This window comes from Acinetobacter sp. F16 (assembly GCF_052712855.1).
Window position 1 is genome coordinate 21,442 of the sequence record NZ_JBRATK010000003.1, and the last position, 26,606, is coordinate 48,047.

The 26,606-nt window shown below is 44.0% G+C and carries 28 protein-coding genes; 10 read left to right on the top strand and 18 right to left on the bottom strand.

The window, feature by feature from the left end; translation table 11 throughout:
* The first annotated feature begins 14 nt into the window (after positions 1 to 14).
* Positions 15 to 416, top strand: coding sequence for a hypothetical protein (locus ACU0NF_RS02490; RefSeq protein ID WP_445660022.1), 402 nt, complete (start codon positions 15 to 17; stop codon positions 414 to 416).
* 67 nt (positions 417 to 483) lie between these two features.
* Here ACU0NF_RS02490 and leuB read toward each other — a convergent pair whose 3' ends face one another.
* The 5 genes from leuB to ACU0NF_RS02515 all read right to left on the bottom strand — a co-directional run bounded on the left by leuB (position 484) and on the right by ACU0NF_RS02515 (position 4,848).
* Complete coding sequence (gene leuB / locus ACU0NF_RS02495; RefSeq protein WP_445660023.1) at positions 484 to 1,563, bottom strand: 3-isopropylmalate dehydrogenase; 1,080 nt, start codon at positions 1,561 to 1,563, stop codon at positions 484 to 486.
* Positions 1,564 to 1,587: 24 nt separating this feature from the next.
* Positions 1,588 to 2,133 (bottom strand): hypothetical protein, encoded by a 546-nt coding sequence (locus ACU0NF_RS02500; RefSeq protein ID WP_445660124.1) that lies wholly within the window; start codon positions 2,131 to 2,133, stop codon positions 1,588 to 1,590.
* A 142-nt stretch (positions 2,134 to 2,275) separates the two neighbouring features.
* The gene (leuD, locus tag ACU0NF_RS02505; RefSeq protein ID WP_445660024.1) at positions 2,276 to 2,926 is read right to left on the bottom strand and encodes a 3-isopropylmalate dehydratase small subunit; all 651 of its coding nucleotides are present in this window, start codon (positions 2,924 to 2,926) and stop codon (positions 2,276 to 2,278) included.
* Positions 2,927 to 2,950: 24 nt separating this feature from the next.
* Positions 2,951 to 4,384 (bottom strand): 3-isopropylmalate dehydratase large subunit, encoded by a 1,434-nt coding sequence (gene leuC / locus ACU0NF_RS02510; RefSeq protein ID WP_445660125.1) that lies wholly within the window; start codon positions 4,382 to 4,384, stop codon positions 2,951 to 2,953.
* A gap of 272 nt (positions 4,385 to 4,656) precedes the next feature.
* On the bottom strand, positions 4,657 to 4,848 hold the full coding sequence (locus ACU0NF_RS02515; protein WP_445660025.1) for a hypothetical protein: 192 nt from the start codon (positions 4,846 to 4,848) through the stop codon (positions 4,657 to 4,659).
* Between the two features lie 174 nt (positions 4,849 to 5,022).
* Here ACU0NF_RS02515 and ACU0NF_RS02520 point away from each other — a divergent pair, with 174 nt between their 5' ends.
* Positions 5,023 to 5,277 (top strand): DUF2061 domain-containing protein, encoded by a 255-nt coding sequence (locus ACU0NF_RS02520; RefSeq protein ID WP_445660026.1) that lies wholly within the window; start codon positions 5,023 to 5,025, stop codon positions 5,275 to 5,277.
* Between the two features lie 194 nt (positions 5,278 to 5,471).
* The gene (locus ACU0NF_RS02525) at positions 5,472 to 6,332 is read left to right on the top strand and encodes a LysR family transcriptional regulator (RefSeq protein WP_131384775.1); all 861 of its coding nucleotides are present in this window, start codon (positions 5,472 to 5,474) and stop codon (positions 6,330 to 6,332) included.
* 114 nt (positions 6,333 to 6,446) lie between these two features.
* On the opposite strand, the gene ACU0NF_RS02530 is transcribed toward ACU0NF_RS02525, so the two are convergent.
* Positions 6,447 to 6,692, bottom strand: a complete 246-nt coding sequence (locus ACU0NF_RS02530; protein WP_131384777.1) for a DUF2789 domain-containing protein — start codon at positions 6,690 to 6,692, stop codon at positions 6,447 to 6,449.
* A gap of 179 nt (positions 6,693 to 6,871) precedes the next feature.
* Entirely contained in the window at positions 6,872 to 7,522 is a 651-nt protein-coding gene (locus tag ACU0NF_RS02535; protein WP_445660027.1) for an HAD family hydrolase, read from the bottom strand.
* Between the two features lie 182 nt (positions 7,523 to 7,704).
* On the opposite strand from ACU0NF_RS02535, the gene ACU0NF_RS02540 reads away from it, so the two are divergent.
* Positions 7,705 to 8,181 (top strand): RNA pyrophosphohydrolase, encoded by a 477-nt coding sequence (locus tag ACU0NF_RS02540; protein ID WP_131267189.1) that lies wholly within the window; start codon positions 7,705 to 7,707, stop codon positions 8,179 to 8,181.
* A gap of 87 nt (positions 8,182 to 8,268) precedes the next feature.
* Positions 8,269 to 10,566: a phosphoenolpyruvate--protein phosphotransferase gene (ptsP, locus tag ACU0NF_RS02545; RefSeq protein WP_445660028.1), complete on the top strand. Its 2,298-nt coding sequence runs from the start codon at positions 8,269 to 8,271 to the stop codon at positions 10,564 to 10,566.
* 8 nt (positions 10,567 to 10,574) lie between these two features.
* On the opposite strand, the gene ACU0NF_RS02550 is transcribed toward ptsP, so the two are convergent.
* Positions 10,575 to 10,766: a DUF7230 family protein gene (locus ACU0NF_RS02550; RefSeq protein ID WP_445660029.1), complete on the bottom strand. Its 192-nt coding sequence runs from the start codon at positions 10,764 to 10,766 to the stop codon at positions 10,575 to 10,577.
* Between the two features lie 490 nt (positions 10,767 to 11,256).
* Positions 11,257 to 12,918 carry an acyl-CoA dehydrogenase family protein gene (locus tag ACU0NF_RS02555; protein WP_445660030.1) on the bottom strand — a complete coding sequence of 554 codons (1,662 nt, stop codon included), beginning with the start codon at positions 12,916 to 12,918 and terminating at the stop codon, positions 11,257 to 11,259.
* Positions 12,919 to 13,000: 82 nt separating this feature from the next.
* Between ACU0NF_RS02555 and ACU0NF_RS02560 the strand changes: the two genes are divergently transcribed.
* From ACU0NF_RS02560 to ACU0NF_RS02575, 4 genes are all read left to right on the top strand, one after another.
* A complete protein-coding gene (locus tag ACU0NF_RS02560) occupies positions 13,001 to 13,669 on the top strand; it encodes a TetR/AcrR family transcriptional regulator (protein ID WP_445660031.1) in 669 nt (222 codons plus the stop codon).
* A gap of 285 nt (positions 13,670 to 13,954) precedes the next feature.
* Positions 13,955 to 15,475, top strand: coding sequence for a catalase (locus ACU0NF_RS02565; protein WP_445660032.1), 1,521 nt, complete (start codon positions 13,955 to 13,957; stop codon positions 15,473 to 15,475).
* Between the two features lie 97 nt (positions 15,476 to 15,572).
* Positions 15,573 to 16,016, top strand: coding sequence for a thiol-disulfide oxidoreductase DCC family protein (locus ACU0NF_RS02570; protein ID WP_445660033.1), 444 nt, complete (start codon positions 15,573 to 15,575; stop codon positions 16,014 to 16,016).
* Positions 16,006 to 16,407, top strand: coding sequence for a DoxX-like family protein (locus ACU0NF_RS02575; RefSeq protein WP_445660034.1), 402 nt, complete (start codon positions 16,006 to 16,008; stop codon positions 16,405 to 16,407). The genes ACU0NF_RS02570 and ACU0NF_RS02575 overlap by 11 nt, the downstream gene beginning before the upstream one ends.
* A gap of 4 nt (positions 16,408 to 16,411) precedes the next feature.
* On the opposite strand, the gene ACU0NF_RS02580 is transcribed toward ACU0NF_RS02575, so the two are convergent.
* The 9 genes from ACU0NF_RS02580 to hcaE form a co-directional block, all read right to left on the bottom strand.
* Positions 16,412 to 17,467 (bottom strand): MBL fold metallo-hydrolase, encoded by a 1,056-nt coding sequence (locus ACU0NF_RS02580; protein ID WP_370982727.1) that lies wholly within the window; start codon positions 17,465 to 17,467, stop codon positions 16,412 to 16,414.
* 77 nt (positions 17,468 to 17,544) lie between these two features.
* Entirely contained in the window at positions 17,545 to 18,483 is a 939-nt protein-coding gene (locus ACU0NF_RS02585) for a cation diffusion facilitator family transporter (protein ID WP_131267197.1), read from the bottom strand.
* A 304-nt stretch (positions 18,484 to 18,787) separates the two neighbouring features.
* A complete protein-coding gene (locus ACU0NF_RS02590; RefSeq protein ID WP_445660035.1) occupies positions 18,788 to 19,687 on the bottom strand; it encodes a DMT family transporter in 900 nt (299 codons plus the stop codon).
* Between the two features lie 292 nt (positions 19,688 to 19,979).
* Entirely contained in the window at positions 19,980 to 21,206 is a 1,227-nt protein-coding gene (gene hcaD, locus ACU0NF_RS02595; RefSeq protein ID WP_445660036.1) for a 3-phenylpropionate/cinnamic acid dioxygenase ferredoxin--NAD(+) reductase subunit, read from the bottom strand.
* Between the two features lie 5 nt (positions 21,207 to 21,211).
* Positions 21,212 to 22,177, bottom strand: coding sequence for a 3-carboxyethylcatechol 2,3-dioxygenase (locus tag ACU0NF_RS02600; RefSeq protein ID WP_131316081.1), 966 nt, complete (start codon positions 22,175 to 22,177; stop codon positions 21,212 to 21,214).
* Between the two features lie 80 nt (positions 22,178 to 22,257).
* Positions 22,258 to 23,073, bottom strand: coding sequence for a 3-phenylpropionate-dihydrodiol/cinnamic acid-dihydrodiol dehydrogenase (hcaB, locus tag ACU0NF_RS02605; protein WP_131287640.1), 816 nt, complete (start codon positions 23,071 to 23,073; stop codon positions 22,258 to 22,260).
* Between the two features lie 2 nt (positions 23,074 to 23,075).
* Positions 23,076 to 23,402: a 3-phenylpropionate/cinnamic acid dioxygenase ferredoxin subunit gene (hcaC, locus tag ACU0NF_RS02610; RefSeq protein WP_005250582.1), complete on the bottom strand. Its 327-nt coding sequence runs from the start codon at positions 23,400 to 23,402 to the stop codon at positions 23,076 to 23,078.
* Positions 23,402 to 23,920, bottom strand: a complete 519-nt coding sequence (hcaF, locus tag ACU0NF_RS02615) for a 3-phenylpropionate/cinnamic acid dioxygenase subunit beta (RefSeq protein WP_171535676.1) — start codon at positions 23,918 to 23,920, stop codon at positions 23,402 to 23,404. Before hcaF ends, hcaC begins: the two co-directional genes overlap by 1 nt.
* Positions 23,917 to 25,284 (bottom strand): 3-phenylpropionate/cinnamic acid dioxygenase subunit alpha, encoded by a 1,368-nt coding sequence (gene hcaE / locus ACU0NF_RS02620; RefSeq protein ID WP_131384802.1) that lies wholly within the window; start codon positions 25,282 to 25,284, stop codon positions 23,917 to 23,919. Before hcaE ends, hcaF begins: the two co-directional genes overlap by 4 nt.
* A gap of 281 nt (positions 25,285 to 25,565) precedes the next feature.
* On the opposite strand from hcaE, the gene hcaR reads away from it, so the two are divergent.
* A complete protein-coding gene (hcaR, locus tag ACU0NF_RS02625) occupies positions 25,566 to 26,465 on the top strand; it encodes a DNA-binding transcriptional regulator HcaR (protein WP_131384804.1) in 900 nt (299 codons plus the stop codon).
* Positions 26,466 to 26,606: the final 141 nt, after the last annotated feature.

A 26,606-nucleotide genomic window follows, 5' to 3' on the forward strand; every position in this document is an offset into this window, starting at 1 on the left:
CAATGGAGAAAGCCATGTCATTTCTTCCCTCCGTTGGTCTGTTTACCACGCTTTGCTTGTTGTATGGCTGTGCCACCTCCCCAATCACCACCGCACAACAACGTGAAGCGTACTTAGAGCAATTCATTGGGCAGACTAGCCAAAGTATTCAAGCCAACCTGGATTTGAGCAGTATTGATTATCAACAAATACAGTCACCTACCCTAGATAATCAGACACTCACTTATACGGTGATTCGTCCCATCACCATTCCTGCACCCATGGCACAAAATCCTGCTGACATCGACTCTGGTGCAGTCCCCATACAAATCACGCCTCGAGCGCAAAGCTATGACGTGAACTTGCAATGCAAAATTATCTTTCGTTTAGAAAACAACATTGCCAAGTCTGTTCATTACTCAGGGCGAACCTGCTAAATCAGGCCTAAATATCCATAAAAAAACGCAGCTCTTTGGCTGCGTTTTTTATTTAGATCTTGATGGCTTAGTTCAGAGCTGTAACCACAGCTTGGCCCATTTCAACAGTACCCACTTTGCTCATACCTTCAGACATAATATCTGCTGTACGCAAACCTTGGTCTAATACATTACCTACAGCATCTTCAATGGCTTGAGCAGCAGTTTCTTCACGGAAAGTATAACGAAGCATCATGGCAACCGAAAGAATGGTTGCAAGTGGATTTGCCAGGTTTTGACCTGCGATGTCTGGCGCCGAACCGTGGCAAGGTTCATACATGCCCTTACCATTTTCATCTAAAGATGCAGATGGCAACATGCCAATTGAACCGGTTAACATTGCCGCTTCATCCGACAAAATGTCACCGAACAAGTTAGAGGTTACAATCACGTCAAACTGTTTAGGCGCACGCACCAGTTGCATAGCTGCATTGTCGACATACATGTGTGATAGGTTGATCTCTGGATATTCTGCTTCTTTCATTGCAGTCACAGTTTGTTTCCAAAGCTCAGTCACTTCAAGGACATTGGCTTTATCGACAGAACAGACTTTACCACCACGTAAGCCAGCAAGTTCAAACGCCACTTTAGCAATACGCTTGATTTCAGATTCTGAATAAACGTCAGTGTTAAAACCTTGTTTCTCACCATTCTCTAATTCACGAATACCGCGCGGTTGACCGAAATAAATGCCACCTGTCAATTCGCGCACAATCAAAATATCTAGGCCAGATACAATTTCTGGTTTCAAGCTCGAAGCGTCTGCCAATTGCGGATATAAAATCGCAGGACGCAAGTTAGCAAACAAATTCAGTTCGCTACGCAATTTTAATAGTCCGCGTTCAGGGCGAATTGAACGCTCAATCGTATCCCATTTAGGACCACCGACCGCACCGAGTAAAATTGCATCTGCTTTTTTTGCCTGTTCAGACGTCACTTCCGGATATGGCGCACCATGTGCATCAATCGCGGCACCACCCAATAAACCTTGTTCCCAAGTCAAACCTAAATTGAATTTTTCATTTACGCGTGTGAGTACTTGCTCTGCGGCTTTAACAATTTCAGGACCGATGCCGTCACCAGCTAAAATCAAAATATGTTTAGACATGAGTTTTTCCATTTTTCAATTCAGTCATTTGACTGATGGGGATTTTAAATTTTTTTGTTCTACAAACTCGCCTAAGCCATTCAGGACATTATACGGTTTGCAGAAACGCCGAATGGTCTTTTGTTCTTGATGAAGTTCAACACACAGTGGATCTGGTGCAGATGCGTTCAACAAATTACCTTTATGGTTGCTTCGGTCACGATACATCTTAAAGGTATAGGTTTTTTGCGAAATAAAATTGTGGAATACATGCAGCGTTTCAGCGCGGTCCTTGGACACAGGATAGAAGCGAATCACTAATTCATGCTGCCCGGCAGGTACCGACAAAGACAAGGGATTAGCGTCATTTAACGACTTCTCTTTTAAACGGACAATCCCTTGCTGAATGGCTTCACGACTCACCCGATGACTTTGAGCATCGACAATGTGAATCTGATCCAAACGTTCAAATTCACATTGTTCTGTACCGCTACAGAAGATCAAGGCATTCAATTCTGTCGATTTTGTTTCTTTCACATGTTTAATGCGTACGGTATCAATGCTTTGGCATGCACTTAAGGATGCGACCATAAGACCAAGTACCGCAAGCTGACCATAAACTTTTGCCACTGTTCGAGCCCCCCTCACCAATTAAAGCCAACGAGATATTTTTATGGACTCGATATTAGCAAGAGTTAAGCTCCGATACTACTAGCGCTGAAAATTCAAACAATTAACTACGAATTTCCTGAAATACCCAAGGACGCGATTGCTTGGTTTTCTCTTCATAGGCACGAATATCATCTGCAGCTTGGAGAGTTAAACCAATATCATCTAAACCATTCAATAAACAGTGTTTACGGAATGGGTCAACTTCAAATTTAAAGCTTTCACCCGATGGTGTACGTACTTCTTGCGCTTCCAAATCAATCGTTAGCTGATAGCCTTCAGTCGCAAAGCATTCTTTAAACAGTTGATCCACAATCTCTTCAGACAAGATCACAGGCAACATGCCGTTTTTAAAGCTGTTATTAAAGAAGATGTCTGCATAACTTGGTGCAATCACGGTACGGAAACCGTATTCTTCCAATGCCCACGGCGCATGTTCACGACTTGAACCACAACCAAAGTTGGCACGTGAAATCAAGATTGAAGCGCCTTGATAACGTGGTTGGTTCAACGCGAAATCAGGATTCTTTGGGCGTTTTGAGTTATCTAAACCCAAATAACCTTCATCCAAATAACGCAATTCATCAAACAGGTTTTCACCAAAACCGGTACGTTTGATCGATTTCAAAAACTGTTTTGGAATAATTAAATCTGTATCGACATTGGCACGGTCTAATGGTGCAACGATACCTTGTTCAACGGTATATTTTTTCATGTTGTTTGCTCCTATTAGCCGAAATTAGAATGAACGTACGTCAACGAAATGACCTGCAATGGCTGCTGCTGCCGCCATGGCTGGACTCACCAAATGCGTACGACCGCCATTACCCTGACGACCTTCGAAGTTACGGTTAGAGGTTGAGGCACAGTGCTCGCCCGGCTGCAATTTGTCAGCATTCATCGCCAAGCACATAGAACAGCCGGGTTCACGCCATTCAAAGCCAGCTTCCAAGAATACTTGATCCAAGCCTTCCGCTTCAGCTTGCTGTTTCACCAAACCAGAACCCGGAACCACCATCGCCTGTTTAATTGAAGCTGCAACTTTACGGCCTTTAATGACTTCCGCAGCAGCACGAATATCTTCGATACGCGAGTTGGTGCACGAACCAATAAATACACGGTCTAACTGAATGTCAGCCAATGCTTGACCGGCATTTAAACCCATATATTGATAAGCACGGGTCCAGTCGTTGCGTTGCACGTCGTCTTTGGCTTGTTCCAAAGTCGGTACAGCTTCAGAAACTGGAATCACCATTTCAGGAGAAGTTCCCCAAGACACTTGTGGCTCAATTTCTTCACCTTGCAACACCACAACAGTGTCAAAGTGTGCACCTTCATCAGAATGCAAGGTATTCCAGTATTCAACGGCTTGATCCCACTGCTCACCTTTTGGTGCGTAGTTACGGCCTTTTACATATTCGATGGTTTTGTCATCGACAGCGACCATACCGACACGTGCACCGGCTTCAATTGCCATGTTACACACGGTCATGCGGCCTTCGATCGACATGTCACGGAAGACTTGACCACCGAATTCAATCGCGTGACCTGTACCGCCAGCCGTACCAATTTTACCGATGATCGCTAACACGACATCTTTTGAAGTCACGCCTTGACCCAATTTTCCGTCAACACGCACCAACATGTTCTTCATTTTCTTTTGAACCAAGCACTGGGTTGCCAATACGTGTTCAACCTCTGAAGTTCCAATCCCGTGTGCCAAGCATCCAAATGCACCATGCGTCGCCGTATGCGAGTCACCACACACCACGGTCATACCCGGTAAAGTCAAACCTTGTTCAGGCCCAACCACATGCGCAATCCCCTGGCGAATATCATTGATTTTAAATTCAACGATATTGAACGCTTCACAGTTGTCATCCAAAGTTTGTACCTGGATACGTGAAGTTGCATCTTCAATACCAGCAATCCCTTGATCGCGTTCAGCTTTTGAGGTTGGCACGTTATGGTCTGGGGTTGCGACATTGGCACTTAAACGCCAAGGTTTACGACCTGCAAGCTGTAAACCCTCAAAAGCTTGTGGTGACGTTACTTCATGTAATAAATGACGATCGATATAAAGTAAGGCTGAACCATCATCTCGTTGTTTTACTAAATGGTCATCCCACAATTTGTCATACAAAGTCTTTGCTTTTTGGGTATTGCCTGCCATGTCGACGCGCTCCATAGAACTGGGTAATGCTTTCATTAACTTCGATTATAACCACGTATTTGCATAAATCTAATTTATCATTTTTATTAGTTTGAAAACTTTTTGGAATTAGTTTTTAGTCTATAAAAACCTGCATTTTTCCAAAATTTCATCTTCAGTTTTTCAAACCAATATCCTATTTCCGCATTATTTTATTGGACACCTCACGATCAATAACCTCAATTTAGCTACACATTGAGTCAGGTCCAAAGCTATAGATCTTGAATAAGCACTTATTTAGCAGAATGCTCTTGGCTCTCTGCCAGTTGCTCAATCGCCTTGATTAATTCAGCCTTGGCCTCGCTACACTCAGCTGCGGCTCGGTTTTCATTGCCTTCATCATCTGCAATCTCGTAGACACCCATCCGTTTTTCGACCGCTTCCTCAAAAATATCCAGCAAGTATTTAATATGTTTAATGTCCATCATTTATATCCTTTTAGTCGCGCATCATGAGTTGATACTGTTTATTTGTAGTTGTGATTGGCTCACTTTTCAATTCGCAAAACCGATTAAAAAATTTAAAATATTCGTTTTTACAACTTAAATAAGACTGATTATCATTTAGCCATACCCCGAGTAAAGATTGAGGACCGACCTATGGCTCATATTCAAAAGTTCGTTGACAACAACCAACGTATGTTTAAGAAGACCTTTAGCTATTATATTATGCACATCACCATTGCCATGTTGGTGGGCTATTTCGTGACAGGAAGTATCTGGATGGCCCTCACCTTGAGCTTGCTTGAACCAACCATTCAGGCCATTGCATTCTTCTTCCATGAAAAAATTTGGGAAACAAAACCATCCAAAAATACCAAACAGCAGCAATATGGTCAGCTAAACGCAGGTTAAAGCAGATAAATCCTGGGTTCTGGTGTTCTCATCTTTATCAAAATCACTCTACTGATATAGGGTGATTTTTTTACTTCTACGATTCAAATTTACATCTGTATACATTTTTATGTATAGATTTTTTATGATTAGATTCACTTTTAATATAAAAATATTTTATAATTACTTCAATATTGCATAACCAGACTATTCCTATGAATCTTGCTGCTTTTGAAGCGTTTATTAAAGTCATGGAAACAGGCTCTATTTCTATGGCGGCCGATCTGCTGTTTATTACCCAACCGGCAGTCACCAAACGAATTCATAGTCTAGAAGAATATTTTGGGGTGAAACTTTTTGAATCTGCAGGTCGTGGCGTTCAAGCGACCCATGCCGCACATTCGCTCTTACCCAAAGTTAAAAACTGGTTAAATGAACTGGGTGATATTCACCACACCCTCAGTCATGAACAAGGACAAGTTCAGGGCAAACTCAAAATTGGCACCAGTCATCATATCGGCTTGCATCATTTACCCAGTCACCTGCGCAATTATGTTCAGGAATTTCCGAATGTGACCTTGGATGTGCATTTTGTCGATTCTGAACAGGCGCATGAAAAAGTGCTTGCCGGTGAGTTGGAACTGGCATTTTTAACGCTTCCTCCGCAGGGCGATGATCGCCTCCGTTATGTCACCATCTGGAATGATCCTTTGGTTTTTGTGGCTGCGCCTTTTCATCCCTTAGCCAATCAGAAAGATTTGCAACTGGAAGATTTGACGCTCTATCCAAGTTTATTGCCCGCTGCACAGACATATACCAGTCAAATCACCTTGGCTGAATTTGAAAAACGTGGTCTGAAACCAAAAATCAGCATGAGCAATAATCCGCTCGAATCCATCCGGATGCTGGCTTCTATTGGTTTGGGCTGGTCGGTATTGCCCAAGACTTTACTGAATCAAGATTTACAACAGCTCGATATTAATTTTGAGATGAACCGTCAATTGGGTATGGTCTGGCACCCTGGACGCACTCAATCCAAAGCCGTTTTAGAACTGATTAAGATGATGAATGGATAAAAACAAAAAGCCGTCTTAGTGACGGCTTTTTCATATTAAACTAGCGAGATCATCGTTAATTGATGATTTCAAGTTGAGGCAAAACTCATTTGTCTCTTACACCTCAACATAAAACTATTTCTTAACTGAATCTTCATGTAAAGATTCATTCAGCTGATCGATAACAATGGCCCAGGAACCATCGGATTTAAGTTTTTCTGCTAACAACTGGTGTTGTGATTCGGTCCAGTAACTCGCTTCGGTAATTTTGGTCTCGGCAGGAAGCTGATGTGTGGCAATGAACTGTGCAATGGCCTCATCACTTGAGTCTAGTCCGAGTTGCTCAAAAAGGTTGGTCATTCGTGGTCTTACATTACTCATTATCATCCCTCTACTGATCATTAAGCATTTACATCAGCATAGCATTATTCAAAACCTTTAAAAGCATCCTGGAAGATTTAAAAATCTATAACATCGCAGCAGGTTTCATAAATAAAGCCTGACTGATGTTTTAATCAGTCGGGCTTTAAGTGTTTATTTAAAAAAGATTTGAAATTGAATTAAATTGACCAGTCCTGAATTTCCCAATCTTGTTCTTTGGCAAGTGCAGCTAAACGCTCATCCGGATTCACCGCAACCGCATGATCGGCATGCTCCAACAAGAAACGGTCATTGATTGAATCAGAATATGCCCAAGATTCTTCGACATTTCGTCCTGAAAGCCATTGTTCCAAACGGATCAGTTTACCTTTTTGGTAACACGCGGTATTGATCACCTTACCGGTATATTTACCATCAATGACTTCAGCATTGGTGGCAATAATTTCTGTAATGCCAAACTCACGGAAAATGGGTGCAGTAATAAAATCAGAAGTGGCGGTAATGCCGACCAGCTCATGCCCTGCCTGTTTATGTTTTTGAATCGCGGCAAAACCTTCGGGACGCATTTGTGGACGAATTACTTTTTTCATGAATAATTCATGTAATTCAGCCAAATAATCATGGTCATGCTGGGTTAAAAATTCAAATACAAATTCGTTATAAGCAATCGGGTCCAGTTGCCCGGCTTTATAGTCCTCATAAAACTTGTCATTCATTTGGCGATGCCGGATGGGATCGACTAAACCTTCGTTAACTAGAAACTCACCCCATGAATAATCCGAATCGGTGTTTAGCAAGGTGTGATCGAGGTCAAATAAAGCCAATTTCATGAAAATACTCGTAAAAACTGCAATTTAAGAAAAAAATTGTAAATCTATCTCCGCTAGTCGATAGAAATTCGTTAAGATCATAGCAATTTTTAACATTTAAGCTGTGCTTTTTTTCGAGATGGATATAGAAATAATAATCCCCGAACAAAAAGCTACACATTACATATGATTTAGGTAGCCAAATGATCGACTCAGAAGGTTTCCGACCGAATGTCGGGATCATTTTGGCAAACGACGTTGGACAGGTTTTATGGGCAAAACGCATTGGACACAATGCTTGGCAATTTCCACAAGGAGGTATCCAGTATGGAGAAACCCCTGAACAGGCACTTTATCGTGAGCTGAGAGAAGAAGTTGGCTTATTGCCCGAACATGTTCAAATCGTAGCGCAAACAAAAGGTTGGCTACGTTATCGTTTGCCTCAACGGTATATACGCTCGGATTCAGACCCGGTGTGTATTGGTCAAAAACAAAAGTGGTTTTTACTCAAACTGACGGCTTCAGCAAAAAATATTCAGCTGGATTTGTCTGACCCACCCGAGTTTGACCAGTGGCAATGGGTAAGTTACTGGTATCCATTAGGACAGGTCGTGAATTTTAAACGCGATGTATACCGAAAAGCGATGGTGGAACTGTGTAACCAGTTACCGTCCATATAAGCATAAAAAAATCGCATGAAAATGCAGATTTTTTAGTAGCATGTTGTTATAAATAAAATAGATTTATACTTTTTTGGAGCAGATTTTATGTCGAATATGCAACTGGACACCTTAAGACGCATTGTGCAGGAAATCAATGCGTCCACCAGTTTGCATGAATCACTCGACATTATGGTCAATCAGGTGGCAAATGCCATGCAGGTTGATGTCTGCTCCATTTACCTGCTTGACGAACGTAACCAGCGTTATCTGCTCATGGCTTCTAAAGGTTTAAAAGCGGAAGCTGTAGGCCACGTTTCACTGCATACCGGTGAAGGCTTGGTCGGTCTGGTCGGGCAACGTGAAGAAATCGTCAACCTGGACAATGCACCCAAGCATGAACGCTTTATCTATCTTCCGGAAACCGGTGAAGAAATTTACAACTCTTTTCTTGGCGTTCCGGTGATGTACCGTCGTAAGGTTATGGGTGTACTGGTCGTTCAAAATAAAGAATCCCAGGACTTTAGCGAAGCGGCAGAATCTTTTCTGGTCACCTTGTGTGCACAGCTTTCCGGGGTGATTGCCCACGCACATGCGGTCGGAAATATTGATGTTTTCCGTAAGCCAAACAACCTGCCAGCGTATAAAACCTTCCAGGGCGTGTCAGGTTCTGGAGGCATTGCCCTAGGGCGTGCTGTAATTCTGTATCCTCCTGCCGATTTGGCTTCTGTACCGGACCGTGAAGCCGATGATATCAGTGAAGAACTGGATCTGCTGGATCATGCGATTAATTCTGTTCGTGAAGAAATTAAATCTCTTGATGAAAAAATGCAAGATGCCTTAATGGCGGATGAACGTGCTCTATTTAGTGTGTTTCTACGCATGCTGGATGAAAATGCACTTCCTGCCGAAATTAAAGCCGAGATTCGCGATGGTAACTGGGCACAAGGTGCGGTTCGCATTGTGATCGACAAGCATATTGCCCTGTTTGCGCAAATGGAAGATGGCTATTTACGTGAACGTGTTTCCGACCTCAAAGATCTGGGGCGCCGTATTTTAGCGTTCTTGCAGGAAGCAGATGCCAGCCATCGGGAACTGACGGATGAAAGCATTCTGATTGGTGAAGAAATTTCCACGGCGGCACTGGTGGAATTGCCGGTGGATAAAATTGCCGCGATTGTCACCACTGAAGGTGCGATGAACTCACATATGGTGATTGTGGCACGTGCACTTGGCATTCCAACTGTGGTCGGTGTAACTGAACTGCCGATTAATACCCTGGATGATGTCGAGATGATTGTCGATGCGCATCAGGGCCGGATTTTTATCAATCCACCGCGTCGCTTGCGTACCCGCTATAAAGAAATCCAAAAAGAAGAAGAACAACTCGCCAAAGATTTAAAACAGTACGAAACCAAAGATGCGATTACGCCTGATGGGGTTGCGGTGAGACTGTTCGTCAATACCGGCTTAATGATTGATGTGGTTCGTGGCGTACAACGCGGTGCCAAAGGCGTCGGCTTATACCGCTCTGAAATTCCATTTATGCTGCGTGACCGTTTCCCGGGCGAAGAAGAACAACGTGCCATTTACCGTCAGCAGCTGAGCCACTTTGCCAATAAACCGGTGGTGATGCGAACTCTGGATATTGGTGCAGATAAGGATCTGCCTTATTTCTCCATTGAAGAAGATAATTCGGCACTCGGCTGGCGCGGTATCCGCTTTACCCTGGATCATCCTGAAATTTTCTCATCGCAAATTCGTGCCATGTTAAAAGCCAGTATTGGACTAAATAACCTGCATATTTTGTTGCCGATGGTGACCAGTGTCAGCGAAGTTGAAGAAGCTTTATATTTGCTGGAACGCGACTGGACAGCGGTGCAAGAAGAAGAACAGGTTAAAATTACCAAGCCGAAAATAGGCATTATGGTTGAAGTACCCAGCGTACTTTTACAAATTGAAGAATTTTCCGAGTTAGTCGATTTCTTTTCGGTCGGTTCCAATGACTTGACCCAATATTTACTGGCAGTGGATCGTAATAATCCACGTGTTGCCAATGTCTATTCGCACTTCCATCCGGCGATATTACGTGCCTTAACCCGCCTGGTTAAAGAATGTCATAAGTATGATAAACCTGTCAGCATTTGTGGTGAGATGGCAGGTGATCCATTAGCGGCAATATTATTGATGGCGATGGGCTTTAATACCCTGTCGATGAGTTCGAGTAACATTTTGCGGGTACGTAAAGCGATTTGTCATGTGCCGATGAGCGAGGCACTGCAACAACTGGAACATGTTTTAAAAATGGATAATCCATTGATCGTGAAAAGCTGGATGGAATATTACTTTAAGACCCACGGTCTGGCAGATATGGTGAAATCTGCAACACGCATTGTTGGTGCTTAAGCTCACATTCAAATAAAATTCAAAGCAGGGAAACTAAAAGGGCGATAATCATCAGAATATCGCCCTTGCTTATGTTTGCTATAACCACGTTTTGCATTTTTCTTTCGATCTACAAACACCTGGCTTTTATTGACCTCATGCATGTGTTTTGCCACAAAGTTGTTGATCACAACCTCTGGCTGTTGTTTTTGTTTCGCCATTTTATTCACCTTTTAAGTCAAGATTTTTTCTACTCTTTTCCACCAATTAGGTGGGAAAGCGATCATATACCTTTTAGAACAGTTTACAAGCATATTTATGGGGATGGGTTTAGAGATTTAAAGGTTAATTAAAAATCTTCTCCCTTGCATAGCAAGACTGCTCAACTCTCACAGAGAGAAAACTTCATTACTAATTCAATCCTTGATTTTCTAACTTAATATTCTCTCTCCTATGAGGGAACATTTCATTTTTAAATCAGGATTGAGAAAGAAATTATAAATGGAAAGTTCCTCCTTTCCTTTTAGAAGAGGGCTAGAGAGAGATCAATTCAGAAACAGGCCTATAAATACTTATCCTCCATTGCGGAATATATTCCTCATTTCCGAGGGTACACGGATTTAAATGATGCTCTACAAATTTAAAAAGTGTCCTTCTCTTTTTTCAGGAGAGTAACAGCATTGCCACGTCAGGGAACGCGTGAGAGTCAATTCAAGATGCGAATGCCCTTTGCAGCAACTGTTCCACATCCACCTCTCTAGGGCTCAGCATACCCACCACTTGTCCATGAAAAATACTATAACGAGACTGGATAAATCCGTTCGTAACAAAATCAGGTGCATGACGCTTCAATAAAACCGCTTGTGCCAAAATCACCAGACGGCTGACCAGACTGCGGCCCATAAACTGCAAGTCATCAGGTGATTGCTGGAACAATTTAAACAAATTCTGTAATTCATTTTTCAAGGTTTCATCCTGCAGCGCAGTAGATGCCAAATCTTGAAACAGCACCTCGATGGATTCAGGTTCACGCTGAATGGCACGCAGTACATCCAGACACATCACGTTGCCCGAACCTTCCCAAATGGTATTCACTGGAGCCTCTTTAAAAATGCGTGCCATGATGCCGTTATCGACATAACCATTGCCGCCAAAAACCTCCATCATCTCGCCGGACAGCTCGACTGCACGCTTGCAAATCCAGAACTTGGAGGCTGGCGTCATAATCCGTTTCCAGGCTTGTGATAAGGCATCATCCGATTCATAACAATGCGCCAAATGAAAACTTAAATGCATGGCCGCTTCTGTTTCCAAAGCTAAATCGGCCAGTACAGCGCGCATCAAAGGCTGTTCGGCCAAGTGTTTACCAAAAGCCTTACGCTGACGGGTATAGGCAATACATTGCACCAAAGCCTGACGCAGCATGGCTGTACTGCCAACGGAACAGGTCAGGCGGGTGTAATTGGCCATTTCAATGATGGTCGGAATCCCGCGCCCTGCTTCACCCATCATCATGCCCCAAGCCTCGTGAAATTCGACTTCTGAACTGGAGTTGCTGCGGTTGCCGACTTTGTCTTTCAGCCGCTGAATGTGAATCCTGTTTTTCGTGCCATCTTCCAGCCAGCGAGGTACAAAGAAACAGGCCAAGCCATCCTGCTCGGTTTTGGCAACCACCAAATGCGCATCACACATCGGTGCCGAGAAAAACCATTTATGCCCAGTCAGCAAATAGGCTTTGCCACGGCCTGACTCAGCCACAGGAACAGCCATGGTTTCATTGGCACGCACATCCGAGCCGCCCTGTTTTTCGGTCATGCCCATACCCAGCCAGATCGATTTCTTCTGGGCAATTGGCAGGTCACGTTCATCGTATTCGGTGGATAATAATTTTTGGCCAATTTTGCTCCATAGTTCAGGTTCACGCTGAATAAGAGGAATACTGCCTAGTGTCATTGAAGTCGGGCATAAACTGCCGCATTCAACCTGTCCGCTTAAGTAAAAACGAGTCGCCCAATCGACCCATTTGGAGGATGATTCCACATGATTAAAAGGATGGGCATGGCTATTAAATTCACGGTTGAGCCTCATCCACTGATGCCAGGCAGGATGAAATTCGACAAAGTCTTTACGGCGGCCTCGCGCATCAAAGGCATGCAAAATCGGCGTGTGCTGATTGGCAAGGTCTGCATATTGATAATATTCAGATGAACCGACCACTTTGCCCATTTGCGCCAAGCTTGCCTGATCCTGACTGCCATAATGAGACAGGATTTCCTGCAACACCTGATCGGTTTCAAACAGGTTGTAATCTTGCAGCTCATCAAACTGGTTGCTGATCTGATGGGTCATCCATGCCTGATTCGATATATGCATCGTTTATATTTCCTGCTTGTTGTTCTGGGCGTTTCACTTCAGTATAGAGAAAAAACAAACACAGGATGTTCGGCTTTCTTATATGAAAATTTCAGCAGTCCAGGCACGTCGAAAGCCACGTCAATCCAGAGCCAAGCTGACTCAGGAAGCCTTGCAGGAAAGTTTCGTTCGGCTTTTGCATGAGCGTGCTGCGCAGGAGATTACCATTCGGGAAATTACCGATCTGGCGGGTGTCGGTTTGGGCACCTTCTATGAATATTTTTCCAAAAAGCAAGATTTGATCGCGCTGATCATTCACCGGCAGGTGAAAAACAATGCCGAAGACTTAAAAACTTATGCACAAAGTCTGATCAGGTTATCCACAAATTTAAGTCTGGAAGATTATTTAGAGCAGATCGTTCATTTTCAGATTCAGCAGATTCAGGCTCAGCAATTTTTATGGGCGCAGACATTTTTACTGGAACGGCAAGTGTCGAGTCAGGATGCCTATCAAAAACATTATCAGCTGATGACAGAACTCTGGAATGACATTCTGAAACCTTTTATTCAACAAGAACAGCTCCGACAACGTAGCGCATTAAACCTGCATCGCATCAGTTATGGATTCATTTCTCAAACACTGCTTGTCAATTGTCATTTCAAAGACTGGGAGGGTTTAACCCAAGATATTTTAGCCGCTGCGCAATCTTTCGTCGGCAATCTGAATCCGGCTGTGATTTCTCATGAGGTGAGCAGAAAGCCAGATATTTGAATGATCGAATATTCCTTTTAGCAACAGCAGATTAATCCATTTGTTTTTATTGAGGCTGCGCTTTACAGTCTTTAACCATCAAGAACGTTGTTTATCGCTACTCATTTCCTGTTTAAGCTTTTAATTTTCATGGAAAATGAATGTATTGGCAAATGACAGATGAACTGAAATGGCTATGCTGTAAGTCTGGATAAATAAAACGGTTAATCGCAGCTTTGAAACCGCAGCGTTGAAGTTGCATAACGCGACCGGCTTCCCCCTTGCTGCTCCTACTGGAGAAATACAATGAGCCAAGACCCTAAAAAATGTCCCGTCTCCCACCTCACGACTGCTTTTGGCGCGCCGGTTACGGACAACCAAAATAGTTTGACGGCAGGTGCACGTGGTCCGCTACTTGCCCAAGATTTATGGCTGAATGAAAAACTGGCGAACTTTGTCCGTGAAGTGATTCCTGAGCGCCGTATGCATGCCAAAGGTTCAGGTGCATTTGGTACTTTTACCGTGACGCATGACATTAGCCCATATACCCGCGCGAAAATTTTCTCTGAAATTGGTAAAAAAACCGAAATGTTCGCCCGTTTCACCACCGTTGCAGGCGAACGTGGTGCAGCCGATGCTGAACGTGACATCCGTGGTTTTGCTTTAAAATTCTATACCGAAGAAGGCAACTGGGACTTGGTCGGTAACAATACCCCGGTGTTCTTCTTGCGTGATCCGCGTAAATTTCCCGACTTGAACAAGGCGGTGAAACGCGACCCGAAAACCAATTTACGCAGTGCCACCAATAACTGGGATTTCTGGACCCTGCTTCCAGAAGCCTTGCACCAAGTGACCATTGTGATGTCAGACCGCGGTATTCCAAAGTCTTACCGTCATATGCATGGTTTTGGTAGCCATACTTACAGTTTCATCAATGCCAATAATGAGCGTTTCTGGGTTAAATTCCATTTCCGTACTCAACAAGGCATTCAAAACCTGACCGATGCAGAAGCGGCAGCCGTCGTTGCAGCAGACCGTGAAAGCAATCAGCGTGATTTGTTTGATGCCATTGAAAAGGGCGATTTCCCGAAATGGAAACTGCAAGTTCAAATCATGCCGGAAACCGATGCTGAAAAAGTGCCGTATCATCCGTTTGATTTAACCAAAGTCTGGCCACATGGGGACTATCCGCTGATTGATGTCGGTGAGTTTGAATTAAACCGCAATCCAGAAAACTTCTTCCTGGATGTTGAACAGTCGGCATTTGCGCCAAGTAACCTGGTTCCGGGAATCAGTGCTTCTCCAGACCGTATGTTGCAGGCACGCTTGTTTAACTATGCCGATGCGCAGCGTTACCGTTTGGGTGTGAATTATCAACAAATTCCAGTCAATGCAGCACGTTGCCCTGTTCATTCCAATCATCGTGATGGTCAAGGCCGTGTCGATGCTAACTATGGCGGTTTGCCACACTACGAACCAAACAGCTTTAGCCAATGGCAAGAACAGGCTGAATACAAAGAACCGCCTTTGAAAATTTCAGGTGATGCAGCACATTGGGACTTCCGCGCAGATGATGCGGATTATTTCAGCCAGCCACGTGCCCTGTTTAATTTAATGAGCCCTGAACAACAGCAGGCATTGTTTAACAACACTGCAGGCGCGATGGGCGATGCGCTAGATTTCATCAAATACCGTCATATCCGCAACTGTTATGCCTGTGATCCTGCATATGGCGAAGGCGTAGCAAAAGCTTTGGGCATGACTGTTGCTGATGCTCAAGCTGCGCGCGCAACTGATCCAGGTCAAAACAATCCGGGCTGGCTTTAATCCTTTAATTTAAGCTCATAAAGAAACCGCCTTCGGGTGGTTTTTTTATTCATTTAAAAAGATATATTAAACAGAACTCAAAAAAGAAGTATTAAAAATGGAGCAGAAAATTGAAGATATCATTCAGCAATATGACATCATTTTATTTGATGCCATTTGCGTGATTTGTAATGGCTGGGCCAAGTTTTTAATCAGACACGATAAACCTGCAAAATTTAAACTGGTTTCTGCACAATCGCCTTTAGGTGAGGCAATCTTAAAATATTATGCAATGTCGACCGAGCATTACAGCACCATGCTGGTGATTAAAGATGGGCAACTTTATACGGAATCCACTGCACTGCTCAAAGTCATGCAGCATTTAGGTTTGCCATTTTCCCTGATGAATTCAGGCTATCTGATACCGCGTTTTATCCGGGATTTTCTTTACAGACGTGTGGCATTGAATCGCTATCGACTTTTTGGAACCACCGATAATTGCCTGCTTCCATCAGCTGAAAATAAAAGTCATTTTCTGGAGCACACCATTCGTGAATCATAAGCTTCAGTTAGATCAACCCCTTCGACTGATTCAGACCACACTGGCTGGACTTTGGATTTATCAGGGATTGATACCCAAAATACTGTTTCAGTCGACTGCGGAAATCACCATTTGGCAGAACATGGGCCTAGAGCTGCCACTGGCAAAAATGTGTGTTGCTCTATCTGGCCTGATTGAAATCATGTTTGGCTGTACTTTCCTGATTTGGCAAAGAGCAGTCTTCGTCCATCAGCTGAACATTGTCGGCTTGAGTGGATTATTACTGCTGATTATGCTCACAGATCCCATACAGCTCAGCACTGCATTTAATCCCGTGGTAATGAATACTGCCATGATTACGCTTTCAATGCTGGCCATTCGACTTCTAAAGCTCCGCACGCAGCAATCTTAAAAGATCAAACCACCAAACGCCGCCCTTCTCGCACACAATAAAACGGCGTCATCAATTTGGAGGTATTTTTCATCGCCACTTTTAAATCGATTTCAGGTTGCTCGCGACTTTCATCGGTCAGTTGAAAGGTCCGGTAATGAATCGCCAGCGAACATTTTGAATGTAAATCCTGATGCGCCTGAAAAGCCTCTTGCGGATTCATATGCATATAACTCATCAGCTCGCGCGGTTCATACGCCCCGATCGGTAATAGCGACACCCGAGGACGCCCCAGACGGCTTTGAATTTCTTTAAAATGCGGTGCATAGCCGGTATCTCCGGCAAAGAAGCAGTGATCTTGTCCGGCAAGCACTGAAAAACCGCCCCACAGTGCCCGATTGTGATCGCGCAAGCCGCGGCCGGAAAAATGCTGTGCCGGGGTATAGATAATTTTTAAGTCATGCAATAAAGACGATTGCCACCAGTCCATTTCCAGTACATGGAAACTTTTCGGCAAATACCATGAATTGCCCAGTCCGGTATAAATCGGCATGGCAAATTTGTCATGCAACCAGTTTAAGGTAGCCAGATCCATATGGTCATAATGGTTATGACTGAGCAGCACCGCATGGATGGTTGGTAATTCTTCTAAAGCAATCCCGGCAGGGATGACCCGTTTTGGACCCTTGCCCTGCTTGGGACTGACATATTCACACCACACCGGATCGGTGAGCAGGTTATAGGGGCCAATCTGTAACAGCACCGTGGCATGTCCAACAAACCACACTTGCCAGTCATCAATGCTCGCATCGGGACGGTCTTGTGGAATCGCCCGTTTAGTGGCATGGAATTCGGCATATTCTTTATCAATATCCACATTCCAGGTCGATGACTTACGGGTGAGCAGCCATTTGATCAGGTCTGCACGGCCACGCCCTTCCGGACGTGGTAATGCATTAAAGAATCGATCACCATCATGATGATTCGAATGCATAAATTGAAATGAAGGCTGACGCCAGGTATGTGACCAGCATTCTTTAGTCGGGAGTCGAAAGTGTAATTGCTCGGGCTTTTGCTTCATGTACATTCAATTTCTTAGTGTGACGTAAATATTCAAAATCCGATATTTTGAATATTGCGCCATATATATCACGTTTTTTATTCCAAACGTCCTTTCATACGTTCCAACCACACTTTTTTAGTTTGCGGTTTAATAAACAATGCCACAATTTCAGGATGAATCTGTTTAATTTTCGCTTCAATTCTGTTGACGCAGGCTTCGATGTCATCCGAGCTTAAATTGTCTTCAAATTCCAGACTGAGCGATGCAATCACCTGATGAGCACCCATCTGCTCGGTCAGCACGCCATTGGCAGAGAGCACAGCCACATCTTCCTGGGCAATCAGCAAGATATTATTACGTAACTCAGGAGCCGCCGTTTCGCCCAGTAACAAGCCCTTGGTTTCCCGTCCCAGCAAAATAGCCGAGACTGCCAATACAATCCCAATCAGGATTGAAGCGACCCCATCCAACTCTGGCATATTTAACTTATGTGCCAGATAAATCCCGATTAAGGCAATGAACAGGCCACATAAAGCTGCGGTATCTTCAAACAATACGGTAAAAGTGGTCGGGTCTTTACTGCGTCGAAAAGCCTCGAAATATCCTTCCTTGCCTTTCACTTTACGAAAAGCTTTCAAGGCGACAAGCCAGGAAGCCCCTTCACAAAGAATCGCGACAATTAACACCACATAATTGATGGTTGGATTGAGCATTTCTTCAGGGTTGCGCACATGTTGTATGCCCTGATAAATAGACACGATTGCACCCAGTGCAAACACCATTAGTGCAACAATAAACGCCCAGAAATACAGTTCACGCCCATAACCAAAGGGATGTTTTACATCCCCCGGCTGTTGTGATTTTTTCATGCCGTAGAGCAATAAAATTTCATTTAGCGTATCAACCACCGAGTGAATGGCTTCACTGAGCATAGCCGAACTATTGGTAATATATGCAGCAATGAACTTGACCAAGGCAATCGCCAAATTGCCTGCCAGCGCCGCATAGACCACAACTTTATTCGAATCAGACATTCAAATTTGTCCTAAATTTATTGTTATCAAATAGATCTATTTGATTTTTCTCTATATCCAATTTTCATATTAACCAAACTACGCTGATAAATTCTTTACATTTTGTTGTTGCATGCTTTAAACGGCGAATCGTTAGGCAAGATGTCTGCACATCCAGCAACAACATCAGATTGCGCCATTCAAGCTTTGAAATGAATAAGCGCTGCAAAGCCGATCGCGAATAGAATCCCTACCCGATTTTACATTTCGAATTTAAAAATCAAAGAAGAAAGCGCAAACTTCCTTTCATGTTCAAATTTTCGATTTAAAGTTTGGAAAAATACTGCTCGCGCCATTCTTTCCAGAAATACATCACAATCCCCAACATCACCACTGCAATGCCGATGAAAGCATTCGGGCTGATATGCTCATGATTTAAAGTTGCACCCAGTACCAGCGCAATGATGGGCGTCATCACGTTACTCAGCGACACGGTAGAGGCTGCCAGACGGCGAATCAGCCAGAAGTAACACAGCATCGCCACAATGGATGACATGATCATGGTAAAGACAAAGCCAATCAGGGTTTGCATCCCCGGCATTTGAGTCGGCATGTGCTGCCAGATAAAGGGCAATAAACACAAGGAGCCGAGGGCTGAAATGATCAAAGAGCCGGTGGCTTGTGACATTGGACTTAAAGGCGCATTAATCTGCTTTACCCAAAAGATCGAGCTGATATAGGACACCATACTGATCAGCATTAACACCACACCAATCGGATTGATCTTGCTGTCTGCTGAATCGGCAAAAACAAAGCTTAAACCGGAAACGGCAATCGCCATACCCAGCCATTGCAACCCGATCAGCTTTTGGGTTTTTAAAATGACGTGTCCAATCAGACCTGCAATCAATGGTGAAAAACCGAAAATTAGTGCCATTAAGCCTGAAGTCAGATAGTTGGCTGCAAGATAGATAAATAGCTGTGCGCCAATTAAATTTAAGCTCCCTGCGAGGTAACTTTTCATCGAAGTATTATCGAATGGCAGCGGATCACGCATCAGCTTGAGTAGAAACAGCGCAATGATGGATGCCCCGAAGTAACGGATAATCAGCACCCACATCGGGTGGACTTCCTGCACGCTCCAGACAATCGCCAGTGGCGTCGTCGCCCAAATCAAGACCAATAAAGCGTAGATACTTGCCGTGACAGGCAGTGAAGATTTCATATCATTCTCAAATCTGATTGTTCTAAATAGTAAACTTGAAACCTGTTATTCAGCTCTGTAGATACTATCGTGACTGGCGGCATGGATGCCGCCCGATCGTTTGGGGTATATGGACGTACCTTCAAACAATCAGAAGATTTTTGTTACTTTTAATCTTTTAAAAGTAAAACATACCTACACAAACACATTTCTAAATCACAAAGCCAATTGTGGTCATGACAACGAAGCAAAAGACGTAAAAAAACAGACCTGAGCAAAGCAGAGGTCTGTTCCTGATTGGGCGAACTAAAATTTAAGCAATTTTGCGTAAATCTTGTGCCAAATCTAAATGTTTTTCAGCTTCGAAAGCAGTATTTTTGCTGATCATTTTTTTCAAATGACGCATTTCTTTCGCAGCATTCACCGTAATCCCTGCAACGATTTGACCATCAGTCACACCGTACATCACGAATGAATTGTCTGCACCTTTGGCTACATCCATTTCACCGCGAACCAGCCATTGCGCCGCTGCCATATCACCGACGAACTGGAAGTTGATATCCAGTTGATCTGTCCAAAACCACGCTGGATTGGCTTTTGGATGTTCAACACCCATCACGTGACGCGCAAAAATACCGGCTTGCAGGTTGGCATTTTCCCAAGTTTCGACACGGCGGTGATTACCACAGTCACGAATTTGAGTGGCTACATCGCCTGCTGCATAAATATCAGCATTCGACGTCTGGCAGTTCTCGTTGACTTTAACCGCAACGTCAACATCCAGACCCGCATCTACTGCAAGCTGAGCATTGGGTACGATCCCAATACCGTAAACTACAGCATCAGCACGAAGTTCTTCGCCACCTGCAAGAGTCACCACAACTTCTTCACCATCAAGTCGGCAATTCGCGATAGAGGTTGAAAGACGAACATCTACACCTTTCGCGCGGTGCTGTTCAAGCAAGAATTCGCTGAGGATGCGTGGTGAACAACGACCCATCACCATTGGACCCATTTCAATCACGGTCACGTCACACTCTTTGAAACGTGCAGATGATGCAAGTTCAAGACCGATCACACCACCGCCAATCAAAATTAAACGGCGACCGGCTTGAAGCACAGGAACCAGCGCTTGAGAATCTTCAAGGTTACGCAAGGTGTAAACGTGTTTGCCCAAAGCATCGAAGTTTGGCAAACGACGCGCTGCACCACCGGTTGCAAGAAGCAACTTGTCGTAGGCAACCACTTCACCATTTTTCAGAACCACGTTGTGATCTTCAGCGTTGATTTTCACCACCCCATTGCCACGAATTACTTCAACATTCAAATCAGCCAGTTTTTGTTCTGACAGGATTTCAATTTTGGTGTCTTCAGGTTTAAGAATCACATCTTTAGATAACGGCGGACGTTCATAAGGAAGATGGGTTTCATCGCCTACAAGAATGATTTTGCCTTCGTACTTGTTGCCACGAAGTTCTAAAATAGCGCTGGCACCGGCTTGACCTGCACCTACAATAACGATGGTTTCGATGTTACTCATGTGCTTTACCCTTTTAATTCTGCAGATACAATGCCGAAGCCTGCAATCCATTCACTGATTGCTTCATAGACCTGCGTGGTCATTTCGTATTCGCCCAATTCAGAGAGTGCTGCAAATGCGGCAATCCATGAACGAACTTCCTGACCACCACGGCCACCTTCACGGCGAATGTCTGCTTCAGTCATAGCTTCAATTGCTGCGAAATCGGCATTCTTGAAAGTTTCAAGCAATGCAATATCCCATTCAGCATTTAAAGGCACGGCTACAGAGGTATCCCCTGCTGCCAGCTTTTGACCGACTGCAATAATTTTTTCCTGACGTGCTGTACGTGCTTCAGGACTAGGATTACGACCACAAATCAGGAATTCTTCCACTGCAGGTGGAACTGAGCCCATTTGCGGTGTCGGTGGATCATGTGAAAGACCACCAGTTCCTAAAATAAGAACACGTTCATTTTCAAGATTTAAAGATTTGATGAACTGACCAATCGCACGGCCTAAAGCCACTGTACGTTTCGTGGTTGGCATAGGCGCTGCGGCACCATTAATAAAGACCGGAATCGTTGGATAACGATCGAGTTGACCACTGCACAGGAAATGCAAAGGTTGAGTCACACCATGGTCGGCCTGCATGCGGTAAGAGTAGGCAACATCTACACCTTCATCCAATACGCGGCGCACCAGGGCAAGCGCAGTATCTTCAGGCACGTTAATCTTGTTGTTCTCTGCACCATAATTCCAGTCCCCTGCGGCTGTGGCACGAATGCCCACGCAGAAACTTGGCATTAAGTCGTAAAAGAAACCGTTAAAATGGTCGGGTCCAAAAGTAATAATTAAAGTTGGATCAAAGGCTTTGACTTCAGCTGCCATTTTTTCAAACGCGGCACGAACATTGGTTTCCTGTTCTGCACGTTGTGGCGAAGCAAATTCCATTAATGGGCTGTGTGAAGCACAAATAAGTTTAACGGCCATGTTTGACTCCTAAACGGAAGGCAGCCAAAAGGCTGCCGAGTATAGTTCTTTGTATTTAAACGCTTTAATCTTTTAAAGACCTAGTCTTCAAAGAAGCCTGCGCGCGGCTGACGTAAACCACGAATACCCAAACCACATTCAGCGTTAATTAAAACACCAGTCAGCGGACGGTTATTGGCACGAGACGCCAGCAATACATAAGAACCAGTCATATCTTCAGGTTCTGGTAAGAAATTCAACGGCATACCACGAGCAATTTTCTCAGGATCACGTGCATCGAGCAGACCAAGATTTTCCTGACCGAGTGACGCAGCGCCTTTGATATTCACGTTCATGCCTGAGGGTGCAACCGCATTGACTCGCACTTTCGGTGCAAGCTCGTAAGCAAGTTCTTTCATGATGCCTACACCGGCATGTTTAGATGCGGTATAGACTGGACCACCACCTGCTGAATACAACGCAGAGTTAGACAATGTGAAGATGATTGAACCTTCAGATTTCACTAACTCATCTAGCGCAGCTTTGGCCCCAAGAATAAGAGACTTGGTGTTAATGCCCATGATTTCATCAAAGGCTTTTTCCAGCTGCTCGCCAGAGGTATTCACGATATCAGCGTAGTGATCCCAGATGCCGGCATTACCCACGAAACAGTCAAGCTTACCAAAACGCTCAACGGTCGCCTGAACAGCACGGACATTGTCTTCATAGTTGGCAACATCCCCAGCGATTGCCACAATCTTGTCACCAAAGTGTTCTTTCAAAGCATCCACTTTAGCTTGTGAACGTTGCAATACTGCAACCTGCGCACCTTCTTCAAGGAAACGCTCAACTAAAGCCCAACCCAGACCTGAACCGCCACCAGTGATTAGTGCAACTTCGCCTTCTAGCCAACCCATGATTACTCTCCTGCCATCTCTACGAACAATTGACCATCTTCAACAATCACAGGGAAAGTCTTGATTGGATCAGTTGCAGGTAGACATAAAGCTTCACCTGTTTTCAAGCAGAAACGTGCTGAATGCAATGGGCATTCAACCGTACCGTCATCTTCAAGATAACCTTCAGACATAGAAGCATTACCATGTGAACAACGGTCATTCATGGCGAAGAATTCTCCGCCATTGTTGAACACTGCAAGCGCATCGATACCATTTACGCCGCAATCTACTTTTAGCGCTTCGCCTTCGTCCAATTCGTCAACTTGGCAAACAAAAATCTTATTCATTAGAAAAATACACTCAGGTTATGTGAGTTATAGGTCACTTGATCTAACGTAATTTTACGGTTGAAGATCTGGAAGCCCAAATCAGTTTCAACTTTACGGATCTTGTCGTGACGCTTACCACAGTAAATCGTTACGTCTTTCTCTTTTTGCGTACGGTATAGCAAATACGTTACGTACACGTCGTATTCGCCTTCAACTTCAGTCGGCTCTACAATCACGTTGCTCACCATGTGAGTAGTACGTGATGGAGGCTCTTCAGCCCAAGCCATACCGGTTTCAAGACGCGCAACACGACGTTCGAGCAAGTCTTTGGTGTCGTTAAATACCCAAGTCGTCGGTGGCTCAATTGAACGGCGACGGTCACGGGTTTGTGCATTTGGCGTGGTACGTAGCGTGTAAGAGATGTCTTCTGCCAGCATGTCCAGCCATTCGCGGAATTTCCAGTCGTCTAGTGCTTTACCTTCACGATAGAGGAACTGACTAATTTGATGATGAAGTTCTAAACTGATCTGACTCATTTCATTAGCTCCTTCTCGTATTCTTCAGCGGCTTTCTCTACATCTTCCCATGTTTCATGGATTAACAGGTCTGCCCAACGGCGGTATAGGCCACGTGCTGCAGTTTCAGAGAAAATGTAGTTGGTAATCCCTGGGATGCCATCTTCACGTTTTTTCTCGTTACCCAAGCCCATTTCCATAATGAGTTTGTTGTTACGCGCTTTATAACCACGTAATACTTTTTGAATCTCAATCCAGTTCTCAGAGTCATCTTGCTCTAGGAAACCGGCAGGACCAAAGGCACGGGTCGCAGAACGTTCAAATGCTTCTTTCACTTCTTGCGACGCTTCAGCATCGGCAATACAGAATGCCCACACTTCAGTTTTGTTTGGACCACGTGGGTGCCATACGCGAAGTGTTGCAGTACCGTTCAACCAAGACATGGTTGGGAACATGTTGTTATGACCCGCAAGACGAAGTGCTCGCGTTTCACCCAAACGTTCTTTTACTTCCTCGAAAGTTTCACGGAAGTAGTTGGCAACTTCACCATCTACCCAAACGTTCGCATCTGGTTTTTCAGTAAAGAAGAAGCCTGAACCGTGACCACGTGAACCGTACTGGATTGCGTCTTTAGCGGTTTCCCAAACTGGACGGGCGGTTTGAGCAGCGCCGAGTTTCTTAGAGCCTTCGTCATCTGGTTTTGCACCCAACACCTGGATTGCAGATGCGTGAGAGAACAATGCGTGATATTGGTCAGATGCAAACTGTTCAGCTGCAAATTTCCAGTTACAATCGATTTCCCACTTGTGCACACCACCGATGATTTCAGTCCCACCCGGACGACGGTCTAATACGCCATCAAGATACCAAGCGATATCACCCATGTATTCGATTAAATCTGGTGTGGTTTCATCCCAACAAGCAAAGATCAAGCCTTTGTAAGATTCAACACGGTTAACTTCAACCAGACCCCATTTTTCTTTGCATGCGCCTTGCGGGAATGCACGCTCTTCTAATGGAATGTCTTTGAGTGAACCGTCAATACCGTAAGACCAGCCGTGGTATGGGCAAGTGAATGCGCGCGTATTACCACAGTCTGCAAAGCTCACACGCATAGAGCGGTGACGGCACTGGTTTAAAAATGCTTTGATTGAGCCATCTTTTTGACGAGCCACAATAATTGGGTCTTCACCCATATAAGTATTGAAGAAGTCGCCCGCTTTAGGAATTTGGCTTTCATGACAAAGGAATAACCAAGTACGGCCAAAAACGCGTTCAAGCTCTAATTCATATAAATCTGGATCTGTGTAGATATATGGCGAGATACGACCATTTTGTGCATCGACCAAAGCGTCGATTTCGCGCACATCAATTTTTCCACTCATGAGAAGCTCTCCTGTGACGTACTCTGTCACAAAGTAAATAGACTCAACTTTTAGTGGATGATGGTTTTATAGCGGCTTTTAGTGAAATATTTTTTTTGTTTCAATTAAGATATTTTAGAGATTATTAGCAGCCATTTTTTTTATATTAAAATGATCATGAAAAATGCAAGACCATTTATTTTCTAAATGGCAGAATCATCTTCACGGAATAGTTGTTTATAGATTATACTCTCATCAAATTATAGTAAGACATTTTTTGGATTACTCATGGGACTGGTTATATGGAATTACGACATCTTCGATATTTTATCACCGTTGCAGAAGAACTGAACTTTAGTAAAGCTGCGTTAAAGCTCTATACCGCCCAACCCTCTTTAAGTCAGCAAATCAAAGACCTTGAAGAAGATGTAGGCGTGCAGCTGCTCTATCGTACCAAGCGAAAAGTTGAACTCACGGAAGAAGGTGCAGTATTTCTAGAACAGGCCCGTTTGACCTTGGCACAGGCAGACAAAGCCATTGCCATGGCACGTCAAGTCTCGCAAGCCAAACAGCAAATGCTGCGTATTGGCTTTGTACCTGTGGCGGAAATGAAAATTTTTCCCTATGTACTGCCGAACTTACGTGTGCAAAACCCTGATTTAAAGATTGAATTGCTCAGCTTAAACAACAGCGAGCAAATGAAACTGTTAAAGAAAGGTGAACTGGATGTCACCTTTACCCGCCACAACTCTAATAGTGATGAAATAGAAAGTTTATTCGTTTTGCGTGAACCGCTTATCTTTATTTTGCCGGAAAATCACCCTTTGGCGAAGTATGAGCGCATTCCGGTGAAGGCATTAAATGGAATCGACTTTATTATTCCTGCTGCCGAACAGTCTCTGACGCTACACAATGCGATTCTGGATTTTGCCAAAGCCAATGGGATTGAATTTAACATTGTGCAAAAAGCCGACAATATCCTGTTTAATATCAACTCGATTGGTATGGGTTTAGGTTGTACGATCTTACCGGGCTATGTGGCACCCTTGACCATGAACAATACCGTGATTCGTCCTTTAGACGTAGAACTGCCCTATCTGGACCTGTATGTCAGTTACCATAAAAACAGCAGTTCTGTGGCGGTACAAAAATTTATTGAATTACTGACCCGTGTGTTTTATCTGAATATCAATCGCGATTGATCAATTTTTTATAACTTTACCTTTCCAATTCAACACACCATTATTTCCTTGGTAAATAGTAGTGTGTTTTTTTGGCCTATTTTGATTATTTTTCTATCACATTAGACTGAAGTCTTATAAAAAATCACCATTTTAAAGCTG